We start from the raw sequence: 8649 nt of genomic DNA, 5'->3' as shown, positions 1-8649 counted from the left end.
GATCGACAGGCTGGCCTCGCCCTGACCCCCGAACTTCGAGCTGACCGTCAGGTTGCGACGCACCTGCCATTCGACGTTCACGGCCGCGCCGTTCTCGCCGCCGCCGATGATCTCCAGATAGACGTCGTCGGTGATGTAGCGCCCGCCGGCGACCGTCAGGCCCGAAGCCTCGCCCCCGAAGGACAGCCGGTCCAGACCGGCCAGTTCGCGCAGGTTGCCGATCACGTCGAAGCCCCCGCCGCCCGCCAGCGCCGCCACGCCGGCCGCCAGTTGCGCCGCCTCGAACCCGGACAGCTGGGACGCCGAGCGTCCGAACAGCACCTGCGACAGGATTTCGTCCTGAGGCAGCGCGGGCGTCGAGGTCAGTGCGATCTCCGGCCGCGCTGCCGTGCCCGTCACACGGATGGTCGCGGTCAGGGCCGGATCCTCGCGGGTCGCCTGCAGGTTCAGGCGGATCTGCTCCGGGTTGGTCGACAGGGTGACCGTTCCCCGCTCGTCGAAGACGAAACGCTTGCCCGCGAAGTCGTAGTCGCCGCGAACCACGCGCGCCGTCCCCGTCAGGATCGGCTGGCTGATCGTGCCGCGGACGCGGGCGTTGACGTCCATCTCGACGTTCAGCCCGCGGCCGACGACCCGGACGTCTCCACCCGGTGAGTTCAGGGCGATGTCGAGGCCGATCTGCAGACCCCGCGCGCGCCGCTCTTCGAGCTCGGGCGCATCGCCGCCCGGCTTGTTGATTTCGACGACCTCCATTCGGACGATGCCGTTGGAGCCGGGCGGATTGGCCTCGATCCGCGCCTCGTCGATGTCCATCCGGCCGGCCAGCATGATGTTGCCGTCCGTGGCGCGGGTGACGGTCAGGGGCCCCGACGCCGTGGCCTCGGCCAGGTCGTTGTCGATGATCCGGAAGCGGTTGAGCAGCAGCTGGAAGCTGGAGCCCGAACCTTCCCTCAGGCCGATGCGGCCATCGCCGGTCACCGAACCGCGCGCGCCGTCGGTCGCGCTGAAGGTCTCGATCACCCCGGTGGTGTCGTCGAAACGGCTGGCGAGCGTCACGTTCTCGAGCCGCAGACCGGTGGCGCTGTCACGGAAGGCTCCCTGCTGCAGGTCCAGGCGTCCGTTGATGCGCGGATCGGCGAGCGTGCCGGCGAGCGTGGCGCGGCCATTCACCTGACCCGACAGCGATCGTTCGCCGCCCGCCAGAAGGTCCCAGATCGGCTGAATCTGGCCCTGGATGGAGATGTCGCCTGACATGGGGCGGGTCCGGACGATCGCCAGACGGAGCGGGGCGGCGGAGGCCTCTACGGGCAGGGTTACGTCAGCCGTCGCCTGGACGGCGTCGGTATCCACCGCGCGCGCCTGAATCCTCAGACGGTCGTTGGCCAACACGGCTTCAAGCGTGCCGTCGACCGCAAGGCCGCGCGGCGCGTCCACGCTGCGGATGCCGTCAAACGCCAGGTTCGCCGAGCCGGACAGGTCGTCGCCGGCGCCGCGCAGCGACAGTTGGCCCGTGACCGCGCCGCGCAGGTCGGGCGCTAGCGCGCCGAGATCAACACGGCTCAGGTTTGCGTCGATGACCGCCGCGCGGGAGTCCTGCCGCAGTTCGCCGGTGAGCACGCCGCCGCCGAGCCCCAGATCGACGCGGACGACCCGCCCGTCGCCGTTGAGGGCGATCACCGCGGGGTTGCGCGTCGTGAAGGCGACTTCCCGCACCCGGCCCGAACCTTCGAGCAGAACCGACTGACCGCTGCCCTGGCGGGAGTAGACGCCGCCGCCGGTGAACGAGATCGGCGTGGCGCCGCCGATGTCCGTCGTCAGGGTGAAGGGCAGGCGCGCCAGGGTTCCGCGGCCGTTCAGGTCCAGCGTCCGGATCACCCAGCTCGATCCGACCAGCCGCACATTGCGCCCCGTCACGTCCAGGATAGCGGTCTCGGCTCCGTCACCGTCGGTCAGGCGAATGCGGCCCTCCGCGGTGCCGGAGGCGAGGAAGGCCCCGGGCCGCGCCGTGAAGGTCAGGTCGGCGCTTGAGGGGAAGTTGTTCGAGAGCGTGATCGCCCCCTGCGCGGCGACGCCGCCCGCGTTGACATCGAGGTCGGTCAGGCGGATGCGGTCGCCGCCGAGGAAGAAGGCCCCGGCGGCCCGCGCCGGGCCGTAGTTGGATCCTGCCGTCACCGCGATGCGGCCGTCGGACGAATCCGCGCCCTTGCGGAAGCTCAGGATCATGTCCGCGTCGGTCAGCACCAGCGCCCCGGCTGCGATCCGGCCGAACCGGGCCCGCAGATCGGCCCGCGGCTGCGCCAAGGTTCCGGTCAAGGCGCCGTTGCCCGTCATCGCCCCGTCTATCTCCACGGGGCCGACGCCGAAGGGGCCGCGCGCGTTCCAATTCAGGGCAAGCCGCAGCCGTCCATCGCCTTCGATTAGCCCCCGCGCGTTGGCGCTGCCTTGGGCCCCTGTCAGGGCGGCCTGCTCGACCTCGATCCGGCCCTGGTTGAGCGCCCCGGTCAGGCGCAGGCGCGGCGTCGGGCCGAGAAGACGGTCCAGCTCCGGCTGTCCCGTCGCCAGCCTCCGGCCGCGCCCGTCGAAGGTGAGGCGCCAAGGCTGGCCGGTCCGCGCCATGGCCGCCGTAAGCCGGCCGCCGAACGCGCCCTTGGCGCCGGGTCGTATCCGCGAGGCGTCGATGATCTGGATGTCGCCCCGGAAGCCGAGGCCGCCGGTCAGGCTCCGGCCGCCTGAGCCGGACAAGGTCAGGGCGCGGCCGGTCGCGTTGATCCGCTCCAGCAGGATGGCTCCGTCGCTCAGGCGGGCCGCCTCGAACGTCACGCGGGGTGTCGACCCAAGCAGGCCGCCGACAATCCCGGCGTTGGATCCGCCGGCCACGCGGATGTCGCCGTCGAGGTCCAGCCGTCCCAGGCGCATGGCCGCATTCAACGGACCTCTGAGGCGCCCGGCGCGGTAGCTGGACACTTCCGCATTCACCAGATCGACCGACCCGTTCAGCGTCCAGTTCACCGGCGTTCCGCTGAACCGACCCTTGTAGGCCCCGGCTCCTCCGGCGGGCCGTCCGACCAGCCGGGTGAGCGAGCGGGTGGTGACGTCGATATCGATGCCCGGGCTGCCCCGATCGCTCAGACGGATGTCGCCGCTGGCGCTGGCGTTCAGGTTGTCGGAGATCAGCCTCCAGCCGAGGCCTTGCAGTCCGTCGTCGTCGCTGTCTGGCACGGTCGCCAGGCCGAATTTGGCCGTACGTCCGACCCGTTCGGCGAACGGTTGCAGCAGGTCCGAGCCGGAGAAGTCGATGAAGCCGGAGATTCGGGTTCGCTCGTCGCCATAGCGGCCCTTGATCACCAGCGGGACGAAGTCGCCGGTCCGGACCATTGCGTCGATGACGGAGCCGTTGACGACGGCCGTGGCGTAGAAGGGCTGGTCGGGGGAGTAGCCGAGGGCCCCAGCGATGGGCCCGCCCTGCGCCTCATTGGCGCGCAGGTTCAGGCGAAGATCGGTGATCTCCTCCCCCAGCGTGGCGTTGACGCGCAGATAGTCGCCGGGGCGGCTGTTGCTGGCGGCGTTGACCAGAACGGATTTCGCGCCCCGACGCGGCGCGTTGGCCTCGCCCGTCAGACGCCAGCGGCCGTACTCCTGACTGAAGCCCTCCAGCAGTTCCACATCCGTGGAGAAGCGGTCGATGTCGACCGAGAGGGGCTGGGCTCCGGGCGGCGTGGTCGAGGCCTCGACCTTGGGGCGGCGTATCAGGCGCACGACCTGCGCTTCGACATTGGTGGCGTGAAAGCGGCGGGTGACGAGCGGCCACCAGTCCCAGTCGACGCGCACCCGTCGCGCCTCCAGCCACACTCCGTCCACGTCCGTGACCGTGACCCGGTCGATGGTGAAGTCGTCGAACAGGTCTCCGCGCACGCCTTCGACGTTGATCCGCCCATAGCGGCCAAGCTTCTTGCCGGCCACGAAGCTGGTGACCAGATCCCGGCCCGGCCCGGACAGCAGATACATCCGTCCACCGACGAGCGCGACCACCACAAGGGCGGCGAGAATGGCCAGTCCCAGACCGCCGAAAAAGGCGATCGCCTGCAGTCGCGTGCGCTTGCGCCGCTCGGCCTTGGCCGGCGTCTCCGCCGCTTCGGTGGGCGGCTCGGGGGGCGGCTCGGCGGTCAAAACGCCTGTCCGATGCTGACGTAGATCTGGAAGTCGGCGTCGCCCGGCCGCCGGTCGAGAGGGAAGGCGATGTCGGCCCGGATTGGCCCGAACGGCAGCTTGTACCGAACGCCCACGCCCACGCCGTAGCGCAGGTTGCCCAGATCCGGCGTCTCCTCGAACCCGACGGCGCCGGCGTCCACGAAGGCGACGGCCTGGAAATTGCGCCACACGTCGCGGCGAACCTCTACGGACCCTTCGATCAGGCTCAGCCCGCCGCGTGGCGTGTTGTCGGGTAGGCGAGGGCCGACGCCCTGATATTCGAAGCCGCGCACCGACCCGCCGCCGCCGGAATAGAACAGGCGGTCCGACGGGATCGTCAGCTCCTCGCCGCCGAGGATCGTTCCCAGCCGGGCGCGGCCGGCGATGACCGTCTTGGCGTTGTCCTGGAGCGGCAGATAGGCCGTGACCTGCGCCTCGGTCCGCAGGAAGAAGACAGTATCCTCACCCGCCACGGCGGTGGGCTGGGCCGAGACGGTGAAACGGTAACCCGTGGTCGGATCCAGCGGGTCGTTGGATCGGTCCAGGTAGGCGCTGCCCCGACCCGTCAGGATGACGAGGTTGCGCTGGATATCGAGCGGGGCCTGCGTGACCGGATCGAAGCGGTTTTCGTCGTACTGGCCGGCGTCGAGGCCGACGCCGTAGCTGATGTAGGAGGTCTTGCCGATCCGCTGCTGCAGGTCGGCCGACAGCGCCAGCGCCGTCCGGCGATAGGCGTCGGTGTCCTCGTTCAGGACGGCGGCCGACAGGCGCAGGGTCTCACCGGGCCGCCGCCAGTGCGGCAGGCTCAGATTGGCGCCCAGGCGGCTGTCCACGTCCGCGGCGCGCGCCTGGAACACCAGGGTGTCGGCGCGCCCGAAGCGGTTGTGCCAGGTCCAGATCAGGTCCACGCCCGACCCCTCGGCCGTGGAGAAGGTCGCCCCCGCCTCAAGGATGCGCCGGGGCCGGTCGGTCAGGGTGACGATGATCGGACGGTTGCCGTTCTCAAGCGTCTGGTCGCGCGGCGCCAGCGCGACGCCGACGCCATCGTAGACACCGGTCTCGAGCAGCCGCCGCTCCAGTTCGGCCACGTCTTCGGGATCATAGACCTCGCCCTCGCTCCAGGGCGCAAGCCCGGCGACCCAATCGGGATTGGTCGCCCCCTGCGTCTCCAGCCGCACGCCGTCCAGGCGGACCAGCGCTCCGGAATTGATCCGATAGTTGGGCTGTACGGTGAAGGTCGCGTGATCGACCACGACCCGTCTGGGCTCGGCCGCCGCGTCGGCATAGCCGCGGCGCGTCAGAACCGCGACGGCGCGGCCTTCGGCGGCGATGACCTCGGCGGCCCGGCCCGGCTGTTCCTGCTTGATCGCGACTTCCTGATCGGCTGCGATTTCCGCTTCTGGATCAGGCGCAGGAGGGGTCCACTGGATGTCCGGATTGGCGAGAACGAAACGCCGACCGGGCGTCACATTGACGATCGCGACCGGCGTCTCCTCGCCCTCGACCACGTCCTCGAGCGTCGACTGATAATAGCCCTCCGACCGCAGCAGAGCTTCCGCCGCTTCCATGGCGCCGCGGGCGCGGCGCCTCGCCTCGAACCGGTTTGACGGCGGGTCGTCGACTTCGCCGATGGCGCGGACCAGCAACGCACGCAGCTCGCCGTCCATCTCGCCCCGGATTTCAGCGCGCGGGTCTGCATGTGCGGCGGAAGCGAGAAGGGCGAGGCTCGCCGTGGTGGCGAGGAACAGGGCGGGCCGGGTCGTCAATCGGGATCCTTCGTCAGGGCAGGGCGGTCGCCGTCCGGGTGTCCGCCGGTGCGCCATCGGTCGGGGTCCCGATCAGTAGAAGAGGGTCTCGCTCTCGGGTTTGACGGATTCCTCGGACGTGCGCTTTTCCCCGGGAAGCGTGTCCGCCGGCGGCGTATCGACGGCGCTGGGCGCGGCGACCGGCGCGGCGGCGTCCTCCGCGGCGGGCGCGGCCGCATCCTCGACCACGACTTCGGCTGTTTCGCGCTCTTCATAGGCGTCCGGCTCGTCGCAAGCGGCGAGCGCAAAAGCTCCTGTCAGAGCGAGGCAAGCAAACAGTCGATTCATAGGCGTGGTCTCCCCCGGATCGGACTTGCAACGTCCAACCGGCTCCGCTGTTCCATACCGCCGAAAGCGGCGCGGGTCACCCTCGGCGCAGGCTTGGCCACCAACAGCCGGCGGGCGGCTGGCGGGCGCCTCCGGCTCAGCCCCAGAGGGCGATCGCCTCTTCGAGCCCAAGGGGTCCGGGCGGCGTCGCGGCCTCGACGAGAGAGCGGTTGAAACCGGGAGCGGGGGCAGGCTGCGGCGCCTCTCCGCTCAGGAAGGCGCCGCGCGCCATGTTGTGCGGATGCCTCGGGGCTTCGGCGAGGGACAGAACAGGGGTCACGCAAGCGTCCGATCCCTCGAAAGCGGCCGACCAGTCGTCGCGATCCCGGGTGGCGAACAGCACCTCGAAACGGCGGTGCAGCGCCGGCCAGGCCGCGCGGTCGTACTGCGGAGCCTCTTCGGGCGGGATGTCGAGCCCGTTGAGCAGGGCGGCGTAGAACTGCGGCTCAAGCGACCCGACCGCCACGAACCCGCCGTCACGGCAGGTGTAGCAGCGATAGAAGGGCGCGCCGCCGTCCAGCAGGTTGGCCCCCCGGTCCTCGGTCCACAGCCCCCTCGCGGAAAGGGCGCGGAATAGGCTCATCAGCATCGACGAGCCGTCCGTCATCGCCGCGTCGACGACCTGACCCTGCCCGGTGTGCTTCGCGGACAACAGCGCCGCTAGCACGCCTGTCACCAGCATCATCGCGCCGCCGCCATAGTCGCCCACCAGGTTCAGGGGCGGACGGGGCGGCCGGTCCGGCTCGCCGAAGGTCGACAGGGCGCCGCTCAGCGCGATGTAGTTGATGTCATGGCCGACCTCGGAGGCCTTCGGCCCGGTCTGCCCCCATCCCGTGATGCGGCCATAGACCAGCCGCGGATTCCGCTCGGCGCAGGCATCGGGGCCGAGGCCGAGCCGCTCCATCACGCCCGGGCGAAAGCCCTCGATCAGGGCGTCGGCTGAGGCGACCAACGCAACCACCCCGGCCAGATCGGCCGGATCCTTGAGATTGACGGGGACCGACTGACGACCCCGGTGCAGGATTTCGCCGCCCACGTCCTCGAACACCGCCGCGCCGGCCCCGGGCGCCCGCGTCAGCCGCAACACCTCCGCGCCCATGTCCGCCAGCATCATCCCGGCGAAGGTCACCGGCCCCAGTCCGTCGAACTCCAGGATGCGCAGGCCGGACAGCGGTTTCATGCCCGTTGCCTAGCCGGATCGGGCGCTTACGTCGACCGGACGCTTGACCCGCGCCCCGGATTGCAACAGAAGGCGCGTCGCCGGGTCGCGAGCGCGATCCGCCGGTGCGCGTCCTTAGCTCAGTTGGTTAGAGCATCTGACTTTTAATCAGAGGGTCCTCGGTTCGAGCCCGAGAGGACGTACCACCCCCTTCCGGGAACAACAGCGCCGCGCTCCGGGTTGTCGAAAGACAGCGAAAGGACCGCGACATGCCCCATCAAAACGTCGAATCCTCCGTCGCCGCGGCGCAGAACGCCGCCACGGACCCCTCGAGCAAGAACGCCAAACAGCCGGATGGCGACGGCCCTGACCGGTCCGAGCCGCGCAGCTACGCCGCCGCCGACGTCGCCGACTCGACCCTGGCCCCACCGGCCGCGGGCGAGATCGCTGACTTCATGGACGAGGGCGACGCCCTGGGCGCGGACGATGTCCAGCAAGGCCGGACCAACCTGAACCGTCCTCACCGGACAGAGGTGGCGCAGCAGCAGGGCGCCAAGACGCGCGAGGCGAACCAGCGGCGGCTGCAGACGGGCTCGTCCGAGGGCGAATGAGGGCGCCGCCGGGGGTGAATGATCAGCAGTGCTGCGGACGGGCTCGCGTGGTGCTCGCGGCGTCCGCGATCCTGCTGACCGTGTCAGGCTGCGCCACCGCCCGAACGGCCATGGGCGGGGCGCGCCAATTCGGGGCTGGGTTCGGCGCGGCGGCCATGACGCCGCTCGAGGATTTCAACCTGCGGCGCGAGCAGATACCGCCGGTCTTGCTGCATGCCGCCGCCAATCCCTACGACCTGCGCGGCATGGGCCGCTGCGGGGCTATCGCAGCCGAGGTGGCGCGGCTCGACGACGCCTTGGGGCCCGATACGGCCGAGCCGCCTCCGCCCCGCGGTTCCAGAAGCGAGCTGGCCGCCGCCGCCGCGGCGGAACTGGCGCTCGACGCCGTCCGCGACGCGAGCACCGACTTCATCCCGGGGCGCAGCTGGGTTCGCCTGCTCACTGGAGCTGAGCGGCATAGCCGGCGCGTGCAGTCCGCGGTGCAATCGGGGCTTCTTCGCCGCGCCTTCCTGAAAGGCACGGGGATGCAGCGGAACTGCGCGCCGCCCGCCGCGCCGTC

Annotated in this window: 6 protein-coding genes and 1 tRNA gene; 3 read left to right on the top strand and 4 right to left on the bottom strand. The window is 70.6% G+C overall.

What is annotated here, in order from left to right:
- From VGB60_RS07870 to VGB60_RS07855, 4 genes are all read right to left on the bottom strand, one after another.
- The coding region (locus tag VGB60_RS07870) for a translocation/assembly module TamB domain-containing protein (protein WP_331037717.1) at positions 1 to 4167 on the bottom strand (4167 nt) is incomplete at its 3' end.
- Positions 4164 to 5954 carry an autotransporter assembly complex family protein gene (locus VGB60_RS07865; protein ID WP_331037716.1) on the bottom strand — a complete coding sequence of 597 codons (1791 nt, stop codon included), beginning with the start codon at positions 5952 to 5954 and terminating at the stop codon, positions 4164 to 4166. The genes VGB60_RS07870 and VGB60_RS07865, both read right to left, overlap by 4 nt.
- A gap of 72 nt (positions 5955 to 6026) precedes the next feature.
- A complete protein-coding gene (locus VGB60_RS07860; RefSeq protein WP_331037715.1) occupies positions 6027 to 6281 on the bottom strand; it encodes a hypothetical protein in 255 nt (84 codons plus the stop codon).
- Positions 6282 to 6417: 136 nt separating this feature from the next.
- Entirely contained in the window at positions 6418 to 7500 is a 1083-nt protein-coding gene (locus tag VGB60_RS07855) for a CaiB/BaiF CoA-transferase family protein (RefSeq protein ID WP_331037714.1), read from the bottom strand.
- A 108-nt stretch (positions 7501 to 7608) separates the two neighbouring features.
- On the opposite strand from VGB60_RS07855, the gene VGB60_RS07850 reads away from it, so the two are divergent.
- The 3 genes from VGB60_RS07850 to VGB60_RS07840 all read left to right on the top strand — a co-directional run.
- A tRNA-Lys gene (locus VGB60_RS07850) sits at positions 7609 to 7685 on the top strand.
- Between the two features lie 63 nt (positions 7686 to 7748).
- The gene (locus VGB60_RS07845; protein WP_331037713.1) at positions 7749 to 8090 is read left to right on the top strand and encodes a hypothetical protein; all 342 of its coding nucleotides are present in this window, start codon (positions 7749 to 7751) and stop codon (positions 8088 to 8090) included.
- On the top strand, positions 8087 to 8649 hold a 563-nt coding region (locus VGB60_RS07840), incomplete at its 3' end, for a hypothetical protein (RefSeq protein ID WP_331037712.1). The genes VGB60_RS07845 and VGB60_RS07840, both read left to right, overlap by 4 nt.

This window comes from Brevundimonas sp., from assembly GCF_036399195.1.
Taxonomy (GTDB): Bacteria; Pseudomonadota; Alphaproteobacteria; order Caulobacterales; family Caulobacteraceae; genus Brevundimonas.
Note: the sequence above shows the minus strand (reverse complement) of the source record. Positions and strands in the feature narration are given on the sequence as shown.

Bases quoted from the DNA above. Each gene is read 5' to 3' on its own strand.
- VGB60_RS07845 (WP_331037713.1), top strand. From the start codon at position 7,749: ATGCCCCATCAAAACGTCGAATCCTCCGTCGCCGCGGCGCAGAACGCC.
- VGB60_RS07860 (WP_331037715.1), bottom strand. From the start codon at position 6,281: ATGAATCGACTGTTTGCTTGCCTCGCTCTGACAGGAGCTTTTGCGCTC.
- VGB60_RS07855 (WP_331037714.1), bottom strand. From the start codon at position 7,500: ATGAAACCGCTGTCCGGCCTGCGCATCCTGGAGTTCGACGGACTGGGG.